We start from the raw sequence: 18482 nt of genomic DNA on the forward strand, positions 1-18482 counted from the left end.
GGTGGTTATGGGTCCCTGCTTTCGCTGGGACGACGGTTAGGCCGTGACGTCCAGCGCCTTCCATTCGCGCAGCGCTTGCGCATCGCGCGGCGAGACGTCGGGATATTCGGGGTCCTCGCCCACCGTCGGCAGGATCTTCCACGAACGGGCGCATTTGGTGCCGACCGCCTTCTCGACCACGACCGCAACCCCAGGCACGGCATCGAGGCGGAAGGCGTTCGCCGGCGCCTCGCCCTCGCGCACCTCGTAGTTCGAGGTGATGCAGACCTCGGCGAGATCGATGTCGAACAATGTGGCCAGCATCTGCCTGTCGGCGACGTAGATCACCGGCGATGCCTCGAGCGAGGAGCCGATCCGCTTGGCGGCGCGTTCGAGTTCGAGCGCGCCGGTGACGACGCGGCGGACGCTGCGGACCGTCTCCCACTTCGCGGCAAGCGCGTCGTCGCGGAACTGCTCGAGACCTTCGGGGAACAACGTCAGATGCACCGAAGGCTCGGCGTTCGGCCGATACATCCGCCAGGCCTCGTCGGTGGTGAAGCTGAGGATCGGCGCCAGCCATTTCAGGATCGCGTCGCAGAGCAGATCGATCGTGGTCAGCGCCGCCTTGCGCGCCACCGAGGACGGCGGATCGCAATACAGCGTGTCCTTGCGGATGTCGAAGTAGAACGCCGACAGCTCGGAGTTCATGAAGGCCGCGAGGCTTGCGACCACGGTCTTGTAGTCGAAGTCGGCATAGGCCTTGCGGATGGTCTCGGCGTGGCCGGCGAGCTCGTGCAGCATCAGCCGCTCGAGCTCGGGCATCTCGGCAAAGGCGACCTTCTCGCTCGGCTTGAAATGATGCAGCGTGCCGAGCATCCAGCGGATCGAGTTGCGCAGCTTGCGGTAGGTCTCGATGGTGTTCTTGAGGATCTCCGGGCCGATGCGCTGGTCGTCGGCATAGTCGGTGGCGCACACCCACAGGCGCAGGATATCCGCGCCGGAATCCTTGATCACCTTTTGCGGCTCGACGGTGTTGCCGAGCGACTTCGACATCTTGCGGCCGTTCTCGTCGAGCGTGAAGCCGTGGGTCAGCACGATGTCGTAGGGCGCGCGCCCGCGCGTGCCGGCACTTTCCAGCAGCGACGAGTGGAACCAGCCGCGATGCTGGTCGCTGCCTTCGAGATACATCACGGTGTCGTTGCCGCCATCGACCTTGCGGACGATGTTGCCGAGCTGCGGGAAGTTCTGCCGGTCTTCCAGCACGAAGGCGTGCGTGGAGCCGGAATCGAACCAGACGTCGCAGATGTCGTCGACCTTCTTCCAGTTCTCGGACGCGCGTGACCCGAGGAAACGCTCGCGGGCGCCGTCCATGTACCAGGCGTCGGCGCCTTCCTCCATGAACGCCTCGGTGATGCGCTGGTTGACGACCCCGTCCTGCAGGATCGCGGCCGAACCGTCGCTGTTCTCGCGCACGAACACGGCGATCGGCACGCCCCAGGCGCGCTGCCGCGAGATCACCCAGTCGGGACGGTTGGCGATCATGCCGTTGATGCGGTTCTCGCCGGCCGGCGGCACCCATTGTGTGACAGAGATCGCGTGCAGCGCGCGGGCGCGCAGCGTGTCGCCCTTCTTCGCATGGCCATTCTCGGCGATGTCCGTAGCCCCGGGCTTGCCCGGGGCGTCTACGATGGGCTTATCCATCGCGATGAACCATTGCGGCGTGTTGCGGAAGATCACCGGCTTCTTGGACCGCCAGGAGTGCGGATACTGATGCTTGAGGCGGCCGCGCGCGAGCAGCTTGCCGGCCTCGATCAGCGCCTTGATCACGGCCTCGTTGGCGTCACCCTTCTCGCCCTTGTCGTTGAGCACGCGTTTGCCGGTGAAGCCCGGAGCCTGCGCGGTAAACGCGCCGTTCTCGTCGACCGTATAGGGGATCGCCGTCGGGATGCCGCGCGCATCGAGCTCGCGGGTGTTGGCCGTCCAGACGTCGAAGTCCTCGCGGCCGTGGCTCGGCGCGGTGTGCACGAATCCGGTGCCGGTGTCGTCGGTGACATGCTCGCCGGCGAGCAGCGGCACGATGAATTCGTAGCCGCCACCGAGGCCGCGCAGCGGATGGGCGCATTCCACGGCGTCCAGCGTGTCGCCGGGAATATCGCGGACCTTGTCATAGGACGTGACGCGCGCCTGCTTGAACACCTCGGCGGCAAGCGCGTCGGCCAGGATCAGGAGATCGCCGGTCTTCGCCCAATTGTCGGCGGGCGCTTCGGTCACCTTGTAGAGGCCATAGGCGATCTTCGGCGAGAACGAGATGGCGCGGTTGCCGGGCAGCGTCCACGGCGTGGTGGTCCAGATCACGACCGAGGCATTGGCCAGTGCGCCATGCGCCGGCGAGGTGACCGGGAATTTCACCCACACCATGTCGGAGGTGTAGTCCTCGTATTCGACCTCGGCTTCGGCAAGCGCGGTCTTCTCGACCACGCTCCACATCACGGGCTTCGAGCCGCGATAGAGCGTGCCGTTGGCCGCGAACTTCATCAGCTCGCGGGCGATCTGGGCTTCGGCCGGATAGCTCATCGTCTGGTAGGGATGATCCCAGTCGCCGATGATGCCGAGCCGCTTGAACTCCTCGCGCTGCACGTTGATCCAGTGCGTCGCATAGGCGCGGCATTCCCTACGGAACGCGACCATCGCCGCCGAGTCGCGGAAATCGGGCTTCTGCTTGCCCTTGGAGCGGTAGTTCTCCTCCTCGATCTTCCATTCGATCGGCAGGCCGTGGCAGTCCCAGCCCGGCACGTAGTTGGAGTCGAAGCCGAGCATCTGCTGGCTCTTGGTCACGACGTCCTTGAGGATCTTGTTCAGCGCGTGCCCGATATGGATGTTGCCGTTGGCGTAGGGCGGGCCGTCATGCAGCACGAATTTGGCACGGCCCTCGGCTTCCCGGCGGAGCCTGTCGTAGAGGCCGATCTCGTTCCAGTATTTCAGGATTTCCGGCTCGCGCTGGGGCAGGCCGGCGCGCATCGGGAATTCCGTCTGCGGCAGGTAAAGGGTCTTGGAATAGTCCCTAACGTCAGTCTTTTGGGCGTCGGTCTTTTGCGGCTTGTCGGACATGAAGGCTCTGATTTGGCAGGTGCGGGCGCGGATACGCGATCAATCGCGGGTGAAACGGCGAAGTCCCGGTCTTGCGCCGAGCCTTCAGGCTCAGGCGGAAGCCGGGCAGCTAATCCGTATGATGCGCCGCGAAAACATGGGGTTTCCATAGCAGCCGGACGGGGAAATCGCAAAGCCCCCGGTTGCCGGCGGCCCGTACCGCGGGACCGCCCCTGGAGCGGGACTTGGTTGAGCTGGAGCGACAGCGGCGAGTTCACCTCTCCCTTGGGAGAGGTCGGCGCGAAGCGCCGGGTGAGGGGTTAAGGTCTCTCGGTGGAGCTGCGGCCCCTCACCCGATTTGCTGCGCAAATCGACCTCTCCCCGCCGGGGAGAGGTGGACCGAACCCGCGGTCAAACCGATTCAACCTGACTTCATCCCGCTCTAGGCAGCCAGTGCCCGGGCCGGATTTCCGGCCACGATTGCGCCGGGGGCGACGTTCTGTGTGACCACGCTGCCGGCCCCGACCAGGGCGCCGTCGCCGATCGTGACGCCGGGCAGGATGATGGCACCCCCGCCGATCCAGACGTCGCTGCCGATCCGGATCGGGCGGCCGAATTCCAGCCCGGCGCGGCGGGTTTCGGCATCGCGCGGGTGGTCGGCGGTATAGATCTGCACCGCGGGTCCGATCTGGGTCCGATCGCCGATCACGACCTCGACGACGTCGAGGATGACGCAATTGAAGTTGAGGAACACGCCATCGCCGAGGCTGATATTGCTGGCGTAGTCGCAAAAGAACGGCGGCCGGATCACGGCATCCCTGCCGACCTTGCGGAAGCGCTCGCCGAGCAGCGCGTGCAGCTCGGCCGCGGACGATGCGCCGGCCGCATTGTAGCGCGTCATCCAGTGTTCCGCCGCGGTATGGTCGGCGGCGAGCTCTGCATCCGGGCGATACAGCTCGCCCGCCAGCATTTTTTGCTTTTCAGTCCTGTTCAACCAATCACTCCGAGCTGCGGGAACGCGTCGGGCGCTGCGGCAAGTAGCGTGCGCGCCTTGGCGCTGTCGTCATCCATCTGGCGTATCAACGCCTCGATGGTGTCGAATTTCAGCTCTTCACGAATGAAACCGATGAATGCGACATCAAGGGCCGCGTCGTACAGATCGCCCTTGAAGTCGAACAGGAACACTTCGAGCAGCGGCGCGCCGTTGTCGAAGGTCGGCCGGCGCCCGAAGCTGGCGACACCGTCGAACCGTTGCGAGCCCTTGCCGACCCGCACCGCGTAGATGCCGTGCTTCAGGCCGCAATGCTTGTCGAGGCGGATATTGGCGGTGGGGTAGCCGAGGTCGCGGCCGCGCTTCTCGCCGTGGATCACCTTGCCGGTGACGAACCACGGTCCGCCCAGCATCGTGGTCGCATCCGCGATCTCGCCCTCGGTGAGCGCCATGCGGATGGCGCTGGAGGAAACCGGGCGTTCCTCGATGTCGACATGGGCCTGCACGTCGACCTCGATGCCGAGCCGCGGCGCTTCGCTGACCAGGAGGCTCGGCGAGCCGACCCGGCCCTTGCCGAAATGGAAGTCGTAACCGACTGCGATCCCGCTGATGCCGAGCCGGCCGATCAGGTCGTGGTGAATGAAATCCTGTGCCGAGGTGCCGGCGCGCGCCTTGTCGAACGTCATCACGACGGCACCGGCGAGCCCGGTGGCCGCGAGCAGCCGCAGCTTGTTGGTCTCGTCCGTGAGACGGAATTGCGGGGTGTTCGGGCTGAAGAAGCTGCGCGGATGCGGCTCGAAGGTCACGGCGAGCGCGGGTACGCCGTGTGCTCTGCCCATCGCAAGCGCCGCGCCGATCACGGCGCGGTGACCGAGATGGACGCCATCGAAATTCCCCATCGCGACCACGGCGCCTTTCGGAATGGCGCTTGCGGGGGTGTTGTCGCGGATAACGGTAAAGCCGGTGCTCATGAGCGGTATTCTTCAAGGATTCTTAAGCATGATTGGTGCGGGCCGGACCGTGACGCGGCGGCGGCGTGGAAGTCAAGGCTAACGAAAATCGCGTCAAATCCGTAACAATCCGGATTCAGCCGGTTAACGCGCTGTTTAACGGCTGCTGTTAGTCGTTGGCGGAAAGCTGCGTTCGTGCAGAAGCCAAGTTGCGTTTGTTGTTTTGGGGGGAAAGATGGCGGTTGATTTGTCCATGCCGGTTCTGGTGGTTGATGATTACAGCACCATGATCCGCATCATCCGGAATCTTCTCAAGCAGCTTGGATTCGAGAATATCGACGATGCCTCCGACGGCTCCGCAGCGCTGAACAAGATGCGCGGCAAGAAGTATGGCCTGGTGATTTCCGACTGGAACATGGAGCCGATGACCGGCTACGACCTGCTCAAGGAAGTCCGCGCCGATCCCAACCTTGCGACCACGCCCTTCATCATGATCACGGCGGAATCCAAGACCGAGAACGTGATCGCGGCCAAGAAGGCCGGCGTGAACAACTACATCGTCAAGCCGTTCAACGCGGCCACGCTGAAGACCAAGATCGAGGCGGTCTTCCCGGACATGGCGACGGCGTAAGACGCCCGCCCATCGCATCACGATTCATCCTCATCTCATCGCGCGTTAGCGAATGACCAGCGCCGCCTCACCGTCACCCTGAGGGCCGCGAAGCGGCGTCTCGAAGGGTCGACGGCCCGGCTGGTGGCCGTGCATCCTTCGAGACGCGCGCAAGAGCGCGCTCCTCAGGATGACGGGGCTAAAGCATGACGCGGATTGCACGATTTCGGAATATTAGAAGAATATCCCTGAGTTGCCCGACGTGTCAAGTTGGCTGGTCGAACGTCGGCCGCCGCCGACTCCTTTGCATGGGGTTGTTTTCGATATTTTGGCGGCGCGCCCCTGCGGGGGTGGCCGCTACCACTTCAGCTCGCGCATCAGCGCGCGTGGCGGATGGCCGAACAATTCCTTGATCGAGGCCGCATCGAGCTGCTCGATGCCCTCGAACTGTTCGGAATGGATGCCGCGGGTGACGAACAGGAGATCGATGCCGAAGCCAAGGGCGCCGGTGAGATCGGTGCGCACGGAATCGCCGATCGCGAGCACGCGGCTGAGCTCGGTCGGACCCCCGCGGCGCTCGGTGGCCAGCGCCATGGCGCGCTCATAGATCGGCCGGTGCGGCTTGCCGTAGAAGATCACCTCGCCGCCGAGCTCGCGATAGAGTTCGGCGACCGCCCCGGCGCAATAGATCAGCCGGTCGCCGCGCTCGACCACGATATCGGGATTGGCGCAGACGAGCGTGAGGTTGCGCTCGAGCGCCTTCAGCAGGGTGTCGCGGTAATCTTCGGCCGACTCGGTCTCGTCGTCGAACAGGCCGGTGCAGATGATGTAGTCGGCCTGCTCCAGCGGCACCAGCGTGGCGTCGAGGCCGCGATGGATCGAGCTGTCGCGCTCCGGGCCGATCCAGAAGATCTTCTGGCCGGGATGATCGGCCACGAAGTGGCGCGTCAGGTCGCCCGAAGAGACGATCGCATCATAGGTCTCGTCGGCGACGCCGAGCTTGCGCAGCTGTCGCTGCACGGAATCGGCCGGCCGCGGCGCGTTGGTGATCAGGATGACCGTGCCGCCTTTCTGGCGGAACGTGTGCAATGCCTCGCAGGCCTCGGGAAAGGACTCGAGCCCGTTGTGCACGACGCCCCAGATGTCCGACAGCACGACGTCGACGCCGCCAATGAGATCGCGCAGCCGCTCTACGTAACGCAGCGAGGTCATGATGCAATTGGCCGGCTAGTTTGGACCGAGGGCGCGGCGCGCCAGCGCGGCGCTGCCGGTTGCGCGCGGCGGGGCTGCGGGGCCGGAGACAGGGGCTGAAGTGCTGGCGCCATTAAGATCCTGGGGGTTGGTCTGCGGAGCCTCGGCGGTAGCAGATGCCCCCTCCGGCCGCAACGGCCGCGGCGGCGCGAACAGGAACCCCTGGCCGAACCGGACATCGTAGTCGAGCAGGTCGACCACCGAGCGCTCGCCCTCGATCCGTTCGGCGATCAGGTCGATGCCGTAGCGGCCGAGCAGGTCGGACAGATCGGAAGGATGGATATCGGTGCTCGCGATCTGCTTGGCGTCAAGCAGCAGCGCCGCCGGCACCTTGATGAAGCGGACACCGCGATCGGCGAGCTCGCGCGGCTCGAGGCGGAGGTCGCTGACATGGTCGATCGAGAACCGGTAGCCGCGCTGCGCCAGCGCCGCGAGATTCTCGCTCTCGGTCGGGCCGAGATTGCGGAAGGTCGCTTGCTTGAACTCGAGCACGAAGGACGGCGCCAGCGCGCGGTTGGCCTCGAGGAAGTCGAGACACTGGGTGAAATGCGCCGGGCTGGACAGCGTCGCCGCCGAGACGTTGCAGAACACGCCGACATCCTTGCTGCGGATCATCAGGCGGCGCAGCACCTGGACGCAGCGAAGCATCACCATGTGATCGATGCGGCCGATCAGGCCGCCGGCCTCGGCCGCCTCGATGAAATCCTCGGCGGCCAGCACCTGGTCGCGCTCGTCGCGCAGCCGCGTCACCGCCTCGTAGTAGCGCACCTTGCGTTGCGGCAGCGTCACCATCGGCTGCAGGTAGATGTCGAGGCGGTTCTCGTCGATGGCCTGCTTGATCGCGCCGATCAGCTGGGTCTGGCTGCGCGAGACCTCCGGCGGAGCCGCAGGTGTCGGCGGAGGCGCAACCACGACGGTCGGCGCCGGCGCGACCCGTTGCAGCACATCGTCGCGCGGGGACGCGACCGGCTGCACCGCCGGAGCCGCCGCCAGCAGGTCCTCATGATGGGCGACGGATGCCGCAAGCTGCCGCACCAGTCCACCGAGCTCGCTGATCTCGCCGGCCATGCCCTGCATCCGGTCGGCACCGGTGGAGTTGGCCGAGGCGACGCGGCCTTCGACTGCGGCCAGCCGGCGGCCGAACTCGGCGACTTGGCGGGCAAGGTCGGCGGTGCCGCGCGACAGATCCGCGATCTGGCCGCCGACATCGCTGCGGTCACGCAGCCGCATCGAGACCGCATTGTAAAGGATCAGGCAGGTGAGGGCGGTGAGCGCCACGATCGCCGATTCCGATCCGCTGATGCCCGCCACCGAATACAGCACGAAGCCGAGCGAGGCTGCGAGCAGCACCATGCAGATGGCGATGAAGATCGTCGAAATGCGAATCATGTCGCGCGCCCGCGCCCTCTGTCCGAACGTCCCCGGACCGCGACCTTAGCACCATTGTTGATTCGACGGGCCAGCGATCTTCGGAACCGGCTGGAACTGCACACGATTTTCGTTTCGCCCGGATCGGGCCGCGTAATTCGCCGGAGCCGGCGGCGGCACGCCGGTCAGAGGTCCGCGGCCGCGATCCAGAACACCTCGCCCTCGGAGTCCTCGGTGTCGAGCCAGAGCAGCGGCAGGTTTGGGTAGGCGGCCTCCAGATTGTCGCGGCCGCGGCCGATCTCGCAGAGCAGCCCGCCCTGCGGGGTCAGATGTTGCCTCGCCTCATCGAGCAGGCGACGGACGATATCGAGCCCGTCAGCGCCGCCATCGAACGCGATCTTCGGCTCGGCACGGCACTCGCGCGGCAACGCCGCCATGCCTTCGGCGTCGACATAGGGCGGGTTCGAGATGATGAGATCGTATCTGCTGTCGCCGAGCGGCTTGAACAGGTCGCCGCGATGGAGCGTCAGGCGACCGTCGAGGCCGTGGTCGGCGACGTTGCGCGCGGCGACCTCGAGCGCGTCCTTTGAAATATCGACCGCGTCGACCGCGGCGTTGGGAAAATGCCGCGCCGCCAAAATCGCAAGGCATCCGGAGCCGGTGCAGAGGTCGAGCACGCGTTCGACCTCCTCGGGATCGCCGATCAGCGAGGTGCCGTCCTCGTCGCCGCCGAAATGCGAATCCAGCAATTCGCCGATGAAGGAGCGCGGCACGATGGTGCGCTCGTCGACATAGAACGGCAGGCCGCGCATATAGACCTTGTTGACGAGATAGGCGGCAGGCTTCCGCGTCGCGATCCGGCGCTCGATCAGGTCGAGGATCTGCCTGCCTTCGGCAATCGTGACGCGTGCGGTGGCGAAGTTCTCGAACTGGTCGGGATGCAGGTGCAGCGTTTCGCAGATCAGGAACGCGGCCTCGGCCACCGGATCGGTGGTGCCGTGCGCGAACACGAGCTTGGCCGCGTTGAAGCGGCTCACGGCATAGCGCAGGAAATCAAACAGGGTCTGAAGCTCGCCGGCGCCGACTTTCGGCGCTTTCGGCACGGCGCGGCTGCGCTTGGCCGGCACTTTGCTGCGCTTGGCCATCAGGATTTGGTCCAGCGCGCGGCGGCCGCGTCGTCGTGGTCCTGCGCCTCGATCCAGCTCGCGCCGCGCGCGCTTTCCTCGCGCTTCCAGAACGGTGCGTTGGTCTTCAGATAGTCCATCAGGAACTCGGCGGCCTCGAACGCGGCCTGCCGGTGCGGCGAGGCGGTCACGACCAGCACGATGTTCTCGCCCGGCGCGATGCGGCCGAAGCGGTGGATGATGGTGAGGCCCTGCAACGGCCAGCGCGACAGCGCCTCGTCGGCGTGGCGCGCGATCTCGGCTTCCGCCATGCCCGGATAATGTTCGAGCGTCAGCGCCGCGATCGGCTCGCCCTGTTCGCTGCCGCGGCAGATGCCGCTGAAGCTGACGATCGCGCCGACATCGGTGCGGCCCTTGCTCAAGGCCGCGATCTCCTGCGCGACGTCGAAGTCGGCTTGCTGGATACGGATGGTCGCTGCGACGGTCATGTCGGGATCTAGCCGCCGGTCATCGGCGGAAAGAACGCGATCTCGCGGGCGCCGGAGATCGCCGCGTCCGATTTGACATGGGCGTGGTCGATCGCGGCGCGGATCACCGTCGGCTTCTCGAACGCATAGGCGTAGGCATCGTCGCGCGCGGCAAGCCAGCCGATCAGGTCGCCGACGGTGCGCACCTCGGCCGGCGGCTCGACGATCTCTTCAGCCTTGCCGACGCGTTCACGCACCCAGGCGAAATATTTCAGCTTCATCCCTCATCCTCCTTGATGAGGTGATGGATGCCGGCACGGAAATAATCCCAGCCGGTGTAGATCGTGAAGATCGCCGACATCCACAGCAGCACGATGCCGATCAGGGTGGTGGCCGGGAAGACCTGCTCGCCCGCCTCGCCGGCGATCAGAAAGCCGATCGCCACCAGCTGGATCGTCGTCTTCCACTTCGCCAGCTTGGTGACGGGAACGCTGACCCGCAAGCCTGCGAGATATTCGCGCAGGCCCGAGACCAGGATCTCTCGGCACAGGATCACGATCGCCGCCCACAGCGTCCAGCCATGGATCGAATTGTCGGCGGCGAGCATCAGAAGGCTGGAGGCGACCAGGAGCTTGTCGGCGATCGGATCGAGCATCCGGCCGAAGGCGGACTGCTGGTCCCACATCCGGGCATAATAGCCGTCGAGATAGTCGGTGATCCCCGCAGCAATGAACACGGCCAGCGCCACCCAGCGCAGCCACAACGGGCCGTCCAGGATCGATTGCCAGTAGACGCAGCCGATCACCACCGGGATCGCGGCGATCCGGGCGTAGGTCAGGATATTCGGGAGGGACATGGTCTTGGTCTGTCCCCGGGTCGTGGCGATGTTCATCCGTTCTACCAATACCGCTGAAGCGAGAAGGTCAACCGTGCGGACGCGTCAGGCGCGACCAGATTGCGCTGGATCGTCATAGCGCCTTAGCTCGTTGTTTAAGCATGATCTTTTCGGATAACTGCCTCACACTTTTTCGCATCATGCCCTAGATGCCCTGTCGCAGGCGACGCCCTGATGACTCGCCTTTGGTTTAACCCGGCTGAGCGTGGAAAAACTCGAAAATCTTGCGGGCACTCTCGGCGCTGACGCCGGGAACCTTGCCGAGGTCGGCGATCGAGGCCCGCTCGATCTCCTTGAGCGTTCCGAAGTGGTGCAGCAAGGCACGCTTGCGGGACGGGCCGATGCCCGGGATCTCCTGCAGGCCGGCCTCGCGGATGTCCTTCTTGCGCAGCTTGCGGTGCGAGCCGATCACGAAGCGATGGGCCTCGTCGCGCAGCCGCTGGATGAAATAGAGCACCGGGTCCCGCGGCTCCAGCTTGATGGCCTCGCGGTCGGGCATGAACAGGGTTTCGCGCCCGGCATCGCGCTCCGGACCCTTGGCCACCGCCATCAGCGAGACCTCGGTCAGCCCGAGATTCTGGAAAATCTCCCGGACCGCGTTGAGCTGACCGCGGCCGCCGTCGATGATGACGAGGTCGGGCCATTGCGGAAACGAATCGTCATCCGCTTTCGTCCTGGCGGCGGCCTCGCCCTCCGGCGGCTTCAGCAGCCGCTTGAAGCGGCGTTCCAGCACCTCGCGCATCATTCCGTAATCGTCGCCGGGCGTCAGCCCTTCGGACTTGATGTTGAACTTGCGGTATTGGTTTTTCATGAACCCGTCGGGTCCCGCCACGATCATCGCGCCGACCGCGTTGGTGCCCTGGATGTGGCTGTTGTCGTAGACCTCGATCCGCTTGGGTGTGTGCGGCAGGCCGAGCGTCGAGACCATGCCCTCCAGCAGCCGGCTTTGCGTCGCGGTATCGGCGAGCTTGCGGCCGAGCGCCTCGCGCGCGTTGGTGAGCGCGTGGCCGATCAGCTCCTTCTTCTCGCCGCGCTTCGGCACGGAGACCTCGACCTTGGATTCGGCCTTGACCGACAGCGCGTCGGCGAGCAACGCGCTTTCCTCGATCTCGTGCGACAGCAGGATCAGCTTCGGCGGCGGCTTGTCGTCGTAGAATTGCGCGAGGAACGAGGACAGCACCTCCTCGGGCGTGAAGCTCTTCTCGGCCTTCGGGAAATAGGCGCGGTTGCCCCAGTTCTGGCCGGTGCGGAAGAAGAACACCTCGACGCAGGAATAGCCGCCCTCCTGGTGGATCGCGAACACATCGGCCTCTTCGACCGTGCGCGGATTGATGCCCTGCTGCGACTGGATTGCCGACAGCGCCGCGAGACGGTCGCGGTACAGCGCCGCGGTTTCGAACTCGAGCTCGCCGGAGGCCTTCTCCATCTCGGCCGCGAGCAGCTCCTTCACGGCGTGGCTGCGACCGGAGAGGAATTCGGTCGCCTCGCGCACCAGTTCGCTATAGCCGGGGAAGTCGATCTCGCGCGTGCAGGGGCCGGCGCAGCGCTTGATCTGATAGAGCAGGCAGGGTCGGCTGCGGCTTTCGAAGAAGCCGTCGGTGCAGGAGCGGATCAGGAACGCGCGCTGCAGCGCCGTGATGGTGCGGTTGACCGCGCCTGCGTTGGCGAACGGGCCGAAATAGCGCCCCGGCCGCGACTGCGCGCCGCGATGCTTGAGGATCTGCGGCGCCCAATGGTCGCCGGTGATCAGAATATAGGGAAACGACTTGTCGTCGCGCAGCTGCACATTGAAGCGGGGACGGAGCTGCTTGATCAGATTGGCTTCGAGCAGCAGCGCCTCGGTCTCGGTCATGGTCGAGACGATCTCGACCTGCGTGGTCGCCGCGATCATGCGCAGGATGCGCGCCGGCAGCGGCGCGTTGGCCCGCGCATAGGACGACAGCCGCTTTTTGACGTTCTTCGCCTTGCCGACATAGAGCACGTCGTTGGCGGCGTTGAGCATGCGGTAGACGCCGGGCGAGGTCGGGGCGAGGCGGACCGCGTTCTCGATCGCGGCATGCCCGATTGAGAGCGTGCCCTCGGCGACCGCCTCGGCGGCGTCCTCGGAAGCCTCGGGCAGGCGCGCCTCGTCCTCCTCCTCGGCGGCGGAGGTTTCGGGATCGACGTCGCTTGTATCGAGCGTCAGATCGTCCTGCGGCAGGTCGGACTTTGAACCGCGCCGTGGCTTGGGATCAGCCTTGGAGTCGGCTTTGGGGGCCGGCGTCGGACGCTCGGGAGAATCGTGAACCATGGGCCGTAAACTAAGTGCTTGGGCGACCGGTCGCCAGCGTTGACGGCACCAAGAAAACCATCTCGATTGCAGGAGGTTACCGGCCCCGCGCGGACCGTCGGGAAGGGGTGCGTAACATCTTGTTAAGACTGATGAGCGGGCCGGTAACCGGGCTTAACAGCCCTTTAACTTAAAACTCTCGATAAACCTTAGCGAAAAAAGTGGAATTCCGTAACCACGCCGGCCTTGGCCGGCGGGCTGCGGCTGTTGCGTGGTGTACCAATGACCCGGTTTGTCGCGCGTGCGCTGGCATTGATCGTTGCAGGCTGGACGACCTCGGCGGCGTCGGCCGACCTCAACTACGGATCGCCCTATACCGTCTATCAGCCGCTCAATGCCTATAGCTGGGCCGGCCCCTATCTTGGCGGCAATGTCGGCTATGGCTGGGGTTCGGTCGAGAACAACCCGACCAAGCCGTCCGGGTTCGTCGGCGGTGTGCAGGCCGGCTACAACTTCCAGAACGGCTCCCCCTGGGTGTTCGGTATCGAGGCCGACATCCAGGGCACCACGGCCGACGACCGGTTCGCGCCGTGGAAGTTCTCCAACCCGTGGTTCGGCACGGTGCGCGGCCGCGCCGGCTATGCGGTCAACAACGTGCTGTTCTACGCGACCGGCGGTCTCGCCTTCGGCGAACTGCGCGGCGAGACGTTCGGTATCACGGAGAGCCACACCAATGCGGGCTTCACCGTCGGTGCCGGCGCCGAAATGGGCTTTGCCCCGCACTGGAGCGCCAAGATCGAATATCTCTACGTCGACCTTGCCAACAGCAATTTCACGATCACCGGTGGCGTGTCGAACGGCTACAGCTTCAGCCTGGTTCGCGCCGGCATCAACTATCACTTTTGAGAACAAGAAAACGTCGACCATCAACTCCCGGCCGCGCCTTGCGTGGCCGGGCTTTTCTTTGTGTTGATGGTCTTAACGTCGCGCATGGCGGCATGCACGCCGCGGCGTCCGCGAATCCAATCGGTGGGCCGCACGTGTGGGATATGCGGCACCGCCAGTCGCGTCCGCATCATAGAGGTGGTCACCCAGAGCACGCCAGCCGCGCGCTCGGCGGCCAACTCACACGCAACGCCTCATTCGGCGTTCATCACGAGCCGCGAATCGCGAGCGCTCGTCATGAGACCACCAGGTTGACCGCCTTCGGGCCCTTGCCCTTCTTGTCGGGCTCAACCTCGAACGTAATGCGTTGTCCTTCAGTCAGGTCCTTCAATCCTGCACGCTCGACAGCTGTGATGTGAACGAACACATCGCGGCCGCCATCATCAGGCTTGATGAAGCCGTAGCCACGCTCTCCGTTGAAGAACTTGACTGTCCCAGTCATGGCCATCGGGAAACTCCTCCCCCGTATTGCTCCACCGCTACGCGCACGCCGCGTAGCGGTTGACCGACATTCGCTTGTCGGAAGCTTGGCCACCTGAACAGGCCGGCGTCACGCCGCCGGTCTGCCTGGATTTATTTCGGCCTTGTCACTCCGCCGCAACCATTCGCGGAAGCGGAACGTAAAGCCAGTCGTAACAGGATGAGCATAATACGGTTCCGCGCAAATTGCCTATGCTCAAAATTGAACTTTTCAGTAGGAGCTGTCGATCAAGGTTTAGGCGTCTCGAGTCTGAAGCGTCCCGCACCGCCTTGACCGAGCGGCCGCTCGAGTTCGGGCAGGATGATCTTCAACTCATTCGCCAGCGTCCACGGCGGATTCACCAGCAAAAGCCCTGTGGAAACGAGGCCTGCGCCTGCTTCTTGCGGTGCCACACTGAATTCCAAACGCAGGCATTTGCCGGTGGGCCGACTCGCTGCTGCTGCAGCGGCCACACTGCGCGCTAGCTCATCGGTGGCTCTCCGGGTTTTTACGGGGTACCACAAAAGATACGTGCCGGTCGGCCACTTCGCGAATGCTTCCGTGAAAGCACTGGCCAGCCGCTCGAACTCGTCCTTCGCTTCGAACGGCGGATCGATCAGCACCAGGCCGCGCCGCTCGTTCGGCGGCACGAATGCGGGCAGCGCCATCCAACCGTCGAGATCGACGACGCGCGCTTGCGCGTCGCGTCGCAAGGTGTCGATCAGCTGTTTGCGCGCCGTCGGTTCGATCTCGCAGGCGGTGAGGCGATCTTGCGGACGCAGCAGCGCCCGCGCGATCAACGGCGAACCCGGATAGGCTTTCAGCTCGCCTCTCGGATTGAATGCCCTGACGATGTCGAGATAGGGCGCGATCAGCGGCAACGCCTTGTCGGAGAGCCGCGCCTGCATCAGCCGCGCGATGCCGGTGAGCCATTCGCCGCCGCGCTGCGCTTCGCTCGACGTCAAATCATAGAGGCCGGCGCCGGCATGGGTGTCGATAACGCGGAACGGCGCCGGCTTGTCCTGCAGATAGGTGAGCATGCGCACCAGCACGATGTGCTTGATAACATCGGCAAAGCTGCCGGCATGAAAGGCGTGACGGTAGTTCATGTGATGATCGTGCTGCGCTCCCAAAGGGTCGCGCATGTTGTACTCGTCATGCCCGGGCTTGTCCCGGCCTTCGCTAAAGCTTCGGCGGGGTTAACATCCGAGCTCGGCGAAGCCTTGGCGTAGCCGGCTCCCGGGCATCTGCGCCTGATCTTGCTTGTTTCGCGATGGCGCAGGTGGCCGGGACGTTCTGCGCGACGACGCGCGGCGCGGGTCCGCCGGCCATGACGCAGAGGGTTTCAGCCGCCGCGAACCGGAGGCATCAGCACCTGATCGCGGCGGCAGGCGCGGCGATCGATTTCCTCGCAGGAGCGGAATTGCAGATCCTTGCTGAGGCAGATCCGCACCTCGCTGAGCCGCTTGCTATCGCAGGTCACCGAGATCGCGGAGTTGCTGAGGCCCGGATTGACCTTGAGGAACGCCGCCTCCAGCTCGTCGGGCGCGACCGTCTTCGGCTCCGACAATTGCAGGAATTCCTCGGGGATCTTCACCGTGGCGCGGGCCTTGCGGATGGCTTCGAAATAGGCGCGTTCGCCGAGACCCGAGCAGGTGCCGTGCTTGTCCCACTCATTGTAGATCAGCCCGGGCGCCGGCATCAGGTCGAGCATCGAGCTCATGATGCTGCGGGCGAGTCGCGGCGAGGGCCGCTGGCAGTATTCCGGAAAGCCCCGCTCATATTGCGGCCACAGGCCGTGCACCACGAAGGAATAGGGCCGTCCGCCGCACTGCGCCTGCGTGCCGCGGCCGTTGTTGCCGCGCTCGCTCGCCGCCTCGCAGAACGAGGGCGACCACGACAGCGACAGCACATAGAAATCGAACTCACCGGGCGCATTCTGGCGACGATCCTGGGCCGAGGCCGCAACCGCACCGCACAGAATAATGACAACCGAAATCAAAAATCGGGAAATTATGTCCAACCGAGGCATCAAACGCTCCCCTCACTCGACCGCCCGGAGCCTAGCAGGCCGCGAGAACATTTCAAGAACAAAAAGCCGCCGTCCAAATGGCGGCGGCTCCTGCTTTAGCAATCTGGTCGGAGATCAGGGCCGGGCGGCCTTGCAGGACGGGTTATAGGCCCAGTTGCGGTCGAGCCCCGCGACGCACCATTCGACGCCCTGATTGATGCTGGCAAAGCCGCCGTCCTCGATGATCGAATAGTGCACCTTGCGCACCTTGCCGTCGCTCAGCATCGCCTCGCCGCTGCAATAGCGGCGCGGAATATTGTTGGACTGCCAGGGACGGAAGGCGGTTTCGTGAATCCCGTTGAAGCCGGTGATCACGAGCGGCGAATTCCAGAAGGTGGCTTCCTTTTCCTGGAATTGCGTGCTGATGACCGTCAGGGCCTTCTCGCATGGGGCCACATTGCCGTCATAGCGCGGGCCGGACAGCCAAAAGTTCATTTCGAGCGGATTGGCGGCCTGGGCCGTGCCCCCGAACGCCAGCGTGCCGACCACGAGTGCGGCGCCGAGGCCGAGCTTGCGGCCGAGTTTATTGCGGGAGCTGAACAGGTTGCGCATGGGAATCCACCCGATTATCCGATGCCGCGGACGGTGCCGCGAAGCCCCGGCAAGGTCAAGTGCAGCGCGGCAACACCTGCGGAGAAGTCCACCTTGGGGAGCCGGCTCGTTCTTTTCACGGTCGCCGGCGCACTCTATGTTGGCTCGAAGCGAAATGGAGTCTGCGATGCGAAGGAAATTGGCCGCGTGCCTGGTTGCCGTTTGCGGGATGCTGGCCGTTGTGCCGGCGCGGGCGGATTGGATGCAGCCGGTGCCGCCGTTCAAGGGCAATGATACCGGCGGTATCATCGCCTATACGCTGGCGACCCAGGCCGACGCCCGGCAGCTTGCCGTCGATCACTGCGCCTCCTACGGCAAGGTGGTCAAGTTCCTTGCGATGCAGAACTATCCGGGCGGCTACATATCTTTCGCCTGTCGCTGGGTGCCCTATGGCGCAGCCCAGAGGCCGTTGCGCACGCTCTACTGAGCGCGCTTCAAATCTTTCGATCGTTCAGCCGGGAGCCGACCGCATGACCCGACAGCTTGCCTTGCTTGGTTCGGCTGTGTGCCTTGTCCTGTCCGCTGGCGCCGCAAGTGCCGTCGACCTGCCGATCCGCAAGGCCGGTCTGTGGGAGATGAAAATGGTGCGCACCGGCGGGCCGATGCCGGAAATCACCATGCAGCACTGCACCGACGAGACCACCGACAAGGAGATGAGCGCGGCGGCCTCGCCGATGGCCAAGGAAGTCTGCTCCAAGCAGGACATCCAGAAGACCGCCACCGGCTATGTCAGCGACAGCGTCTGCAGCGTCGCCGGCATGACGATGCAGAGCCATGCCGAGATCGTCGGCGATTTCAATTCCGCCTACACGGTGAAGAGCACCTCGCATGCCGAGGGCGGCGCGGCCGGCTCGCGCGACACCACGATGACCATCGAGGCGAAATGGCTCGGCGCCTGCAAGAGCGACCAGAAGGCCGGTGACATCATCATGCCAGGCGGCATGAAGATGAACGTCAAGGACATGGAAAAGCTGAAGGGCCTCCTGCCCAAGCAGAAGTAGCGCGCAGCGCATTCGGCTGTTGCCGCGCCTGAATGCATCGCCTCGCATGCCGAGAGGCTGTGCCGCCTTGCACCACAGTCATTGCGAGCAGTTCGCGACGAAACTGCGGAGCAATCTTGCGCTGAGGCGATGCGCAATCCATCCGATCCCTCCCGGTCACCCCCAAGGCTATCGCGTATGCCCCTTGGCGACCGCGCAAGTGTTTGGCCCCGTGGTTCGAGACGCGCCGCAAGCGGCGCTCCTCACCATGAGGGTCTACTATTGTGCCGCAGAACAAGACCTCATCCTGAGGAGCCCGCCGACGGCGGGCGTCTCGAAGGATGGCCACGGGCACACCGCCACGAAATGCGATAGCCCTGCCGTCACCCCCGCGCAAGCCTTTGCGCGGGGGTGACGGTTCACCGCGTTCGTGCGCTCCTTGGC

The 18482-nt window shown here is 64.8% G+C and carries 18 protein-coding genes; 4 read left to right on the plus strand and 14 right to left on the minus strand.

Annotation, left to right across the window (positions count from 1 at the left end; all coding sequences use genetic code 11):
• Positions 1-36: 36 nt before the first annotated feature.
• From ileS to ACE10X_RS08020, 3 genes are all read right to left on the minus strand, one after another.
• Entirely contained in the window at positions 37-3087 is a 3051-nt protein-coding gene (gene ileS, locus ACE10X_RS08010) for an isoleucine--tRNA ligase (protein ID WP_375764136.1), read from the minus strand.
• A 421-nt stretch (positions 3088-3508) separates the two neighbouring features.
• Positions 3509-4060: a sugar O-acetyltransferase gene (locus tag ACE10X_RS08015; RefSeq protein WP_375764137.1), complete on the minus strand. Its 552-nt coding sequence runs from the start codon at positions 4058-4060 to the stop codon at positions 3509-3511.
• Positions 4057-5028, minus strand: a complete 972-nt coding sequence (locus tag ACE10X_RS08020; protein ID WP_038388155.1) for a bifunctional riboflavin kinase/FAD synthetase — start codon at positions 5026-5028, stop codon at positions 4057-4059. The genes ACE10X_RS08015 and ACE10X_RS08020 overlap by 4 nt, the downstream gene beginning before the upstream one ends.
• Positions 5029-5242: 214 nt before the next feature.
• Between ACE10X_RS08020 and ACE10X_RS08025 the strand changes: the two genes are divergently transcribed.
• A complete protein-coding gene (locus ACE10X_RS08025; RefSeq protein WP_016844467.1) occupies positions 5243-5638 on the plus strand; it encodes a response regulator in 396 nt (131 codons plus the stop codon).
• Positions 5639-5974: 336 nt separating this feature from the next.
• Here ACE10X_RS08025 and ACE10X_RS08030 read toward each other — a convergent pair whose 3' ends face one another.
• The 7 genes from ACE10X_RS08030 to uvrC all read right to left on the minus strand — a co-directional run bounded on the left by ACE10X_RS08030 (position 5975) and on the right by uvrC (position 13012).
• Complete coding sequence (locus ACE10X_RS08030) at positions 5975-6829, minus strand: TIGR01459 family HAD-type hydrolase (RefSeq protein WP_038388156.1); 855 nt, start codon at positions 6827-6829, stop codon at positions 5975-5977.
• 15 nt (positions 6830-6844) lie between these two features.
• On the minus strand, positions 6845-8257 hold the full coding sequence (locus ACE10X_RS08035; protein WP_038388157.1) for an EAL domain-containing protein: 1413 nt from the start codon (positions 8255-8257) through the stop codon (positions 6845-6847).
• Positions 8258-8421: 164 nt separating this feature from the next.
• Positions 8422-9381 (minus strand): 50S ribosomal protein L3 N(5)-glutamine methyltransferase, encoded by a 960-nt coding sequence (gene prmB, locus ACE10X_RS08040; RefSeq protein ID WP_038388158.1) that lies wholly within the window; start codon positions 9379-9381, stop codon positions 8422-8424.
• Positions 9381-9848 (minus strand): molybdenum cofactor biosynthesis protein MoaE, encoded by a 468-nt coding sequence (locus ACE10X_RS08045; RefSeq protein WP_038388159.1) that lies wholly within the window; start codon positions 9846-9848, stop codon positions 9381-9383. The genes prmB and ACE10X_RS08045 overlap by 1 nt, the downstream gene beginning before the upstream one ends.
• 8 nt (positions 9849-9856) lie before the next feature.
• Positions 9857-10108: a molybdopterin converting factor subunit 1 gene (gene moaD, locus ACE10X_RS08050; RefSeq protein ID WP_028333074.1), complete on the minus strand. Its 252-nt coding sequence runs from the start codon at positions 10106-10108 to the stop codon at positions 9857-9859.
• The gene (gene pgsA / locus ACE10X_RS08055) at positions 10105-10719 is read right to left on the minus strand and encodes a CDP-diacylglycerol--glycerol-3-phosphate 3-phosphatidyltransferase (protein ID WP_016844474.1); all 615 of its coding nucleotides are present in this window, start codon (positions 10717-10719) and stop codon (positions 10105-10107) included. The genes moaD and pgsA overlap by 4 nt, the downstream gene beginning before the upstream one ends.
• Before the next feature lie 193 nt (positions 10720-10912).
• The gene (gene uvrC / locus ACE10X_RS08060; protein WP_038388160.1) at positions 10913-13012 is read right to left on the minus strand and encodes an excinuclease ABC subunit UvrC; all 2100 of its coding nucleotides are present in this window, start codon (positions 13010-13012) and stop codon (positions 10913-10915) included.
• Between the two features lie 261 nt (positions 13013-13273).
• Between uvrC and ACE10X_RS08065 the strand changes: the two genes are divergently transcribed.
• Positions 13274-13897, plus strand: a complete 624-nt coding sequence (locus tag ACE10X_RS08065) for an outer membrane protein (RefSeq protein ID WP_016844476.1) — start codon at positions 13274-13276, stop codon at positions 13895-13897.
• A gap of 274 nt (positions 13898-14171) precedes the next feature.
• On the opposite strand, the gene ACE10X_RS08070 is transcribed toward ACE10X_RS08065, so the two are convergent.
• The 4 genes from ACE10X_RS08070 to ACE10X_RS08085 form a co-directional block, all read right to left on the minus strand.
• Positions 14172-14384 (minus strand): cold-shock protein, encoded by a 213-nt coding sequence (locus ACE10X_RS08070; protein WP_016844477.1) that lies wholly within the window; start codon positions 14382-14384, stop codon positions 14172-14174.
• A gap of 260 nt (positions 14385-14644) precedes the next feature.
• Positions 14645-15505, minus strand: a complete 861-nt coding sequence (locus ACE10X_RS08075) for a 23S rRNA (adenine(2030)-N(6))-methyltransferase RlmJ (RefSeq protein ID WP_038388163.1) — start codon at positions 15503-15505, stop codon at positions 14645-14647.
• A gap of 236 nt (positions 15506-15741) precedes the next feature.
• A complete protein-coding gene (locus tag ACE10X_RS08080) occupies positions 15742-16428 on the minus strand; it encodes a ribonuclease T2 (protein WP_038388164.1) in 687 nt (228 codons plus the stop codon).
• Positions 16429-16542: 114 nt separating this feature from the next.
• A complete protein-coding gene (locus tag ACE10X_RS08085; protein WP_038388165.1) occupies positions 16543-17019 on the minus strand; it encodes a hypothetical protein in 477 nt (158 codons plus the stop codon).
• Between the two features lie 166 nt (positions 17020-17185).
• Between ACE10X_RS08085 and ACE10X_RS08090 the strand changes: the two genes are divergently transcribed.
• Both ACE10X_RS08090 and ACE10X_RS08095 read left to right on the plus strand, forming a co-directional pair.
• Positions 17186-17485: a hypothetical protein gene (locus tag ACE10X_RS08090; RefSeq protein WP_026192261.1), complete on the plus strand. Its 300-nt coding sequence runs from the start codon at positions 17186-17188 to the stop codon at positions 17483-17485.
• 43 nt (positions 17486-17528) lie between these two features.
• Complete coding sequence (locus tag ACE10X_RS08095) at positions 17529-18059, plus strand: DUF3617 family protein (protein WP_018269802.1); 531 nt, start codon at positions 17529-17531, stop codon at positions 18057-18059.
• Positions 18060-18482: the final 423 nt, after the last annotated feature.

The sequence above is a fragment of the Bradyrhizobium sp. Pha-3 genome (assembly GCF_042258325.1).
Taxonomy (GTDB): domain Bacteria; phylum Pseudomonadota; class Alphaproteobacteria; order Rhizobiales; family Xanthobacteraceae; genus Bradyrhizobium; species Bradyrhizobium elkanii.

Excerpts from the sequence above, each read along its gene's own strand:
- ileS (WP_375764136.1), bottom strand. The coding sequence starts at position 3,087 with ATGTCCGACAAGCCGCAAAAGACCGACGCCCAAAAGACTGACGTTAGG.
- ACE10X_RS08020 (WP_038388155.1), bottom strand. The coding sequence starts at position 5,028 with ATGAGCACCGGCTTTACCGTTATCCGCGACAACACCCCCGCAAGCGCC.
- ACE10X_RS08025 (WP_016844467.1), top strand. The coding sequence starts at position 5,243 with ATGGCGGTTGATTTGTCCATGCCGGTTCTGGTGGTTGATGATTACAGC.
- ACE10X_RS08030 (WP_038388156.1), bottom strand. The coding sequence starts at position 6,829 with ATGACCTCGCTGCGTTACGTAGAGCGGCTGCGCGATCTCATTGGCGGC.
- ACE10X_RS08035 (WP_038388157.1), bottom strand. The coding sequence starts at position 8,257 with ATGATTCGCATTTCGACGATCTTCATCGCCATCTGCATGGTGCTGCTC.
- prmB (WP_038388158.1), bottom strand. The coding sequence starts at position 9,381 with ATGGCCAAGCGCAGCAAAGTGCCGGCCAAGCGCAGCCGCGCCGTGCCG.
- ACE10X_RS08045 (WP_038388159.1), bottom strand. The coding sequence starts at position 9,848 with ATGACCGTCGCAGCGACCATCCGTATCCAGCAAGCCGACTTCGACGTC.
- moaD (WP_028333074.1), bottom strand. The coding sequence starts at position 10,108 with ATGAAGCTGAAATATTTCGCCTGGGTGCGTGAACGCGTCGGCAAGGCT.
- pgsA (WP_016844474.1), bottom strand. The coding sequence starts at position 10,719 with ATGAACATCGCCACGACCCGGGGACAGACCAAGACCATGTCCCTCCCG.
- uvrC (WP_038388160.1), bottom strand. The coding sequence starts at position 13,012 with ATGGTTCACGATTCTCCCGAGCGTCCGACGCCGGCCCCCAAAGCCGAC.
- ACE10X_RS08065 (WP_016844476.1), top strand. The coding sequence starts at position 13,274 with ATGACCCGGTTTGTCGCGCGTGCGCTGGCATTGATCGTTGCAGGCTGG.
- ACE10X_RS08070 (WP_016844477.1), bottom strand. The coding sequence starts at position 14,384 with ATGGCCATGACTGGGACAGTCAAGTTCTTCAACGGAGAGCGTGGCTAC.
- ACE10X_RS08075 (WP_038388163.1), bottom strand. The coding sequence starts at position 15,505 with ATGAACTACCGTCACGCCTTTCATGCCGGCAGCTTTGCCGATGTTATC.
- ACE10X_RS08080 (WP_038388164.1), bottom strand. The coding sequence starts at position 16,428 with ATGCCTCGGTTGGACATAATTTCCCGATTTTTGATTTCGGTTGTCATT.
- ACE10X_RS08085 (WP_038388165.1), bottom strand. The coding sequence starts at position 17,019 with ATGCGCAACCTGTTCAGCTCCCGCAATAAACTCGGCCGCAAGCTCGGC.
- ACE10X_RS08090 (WP_026192261.1), top strand. The coding sequence starts at position 17,186 with ATGCGAAGGAAATTGGCCGCGTGCCTGGTTGCCGTTTGCGGGATGCTG.
- ACE10X_RS08095 (WP_018269802.1), top strand. The coding sequence starts at position 17,529 with ATGACCCGACAGCTTGCCTTGCTTGGTTCGGCTGTGTGCCTTGTCCTG.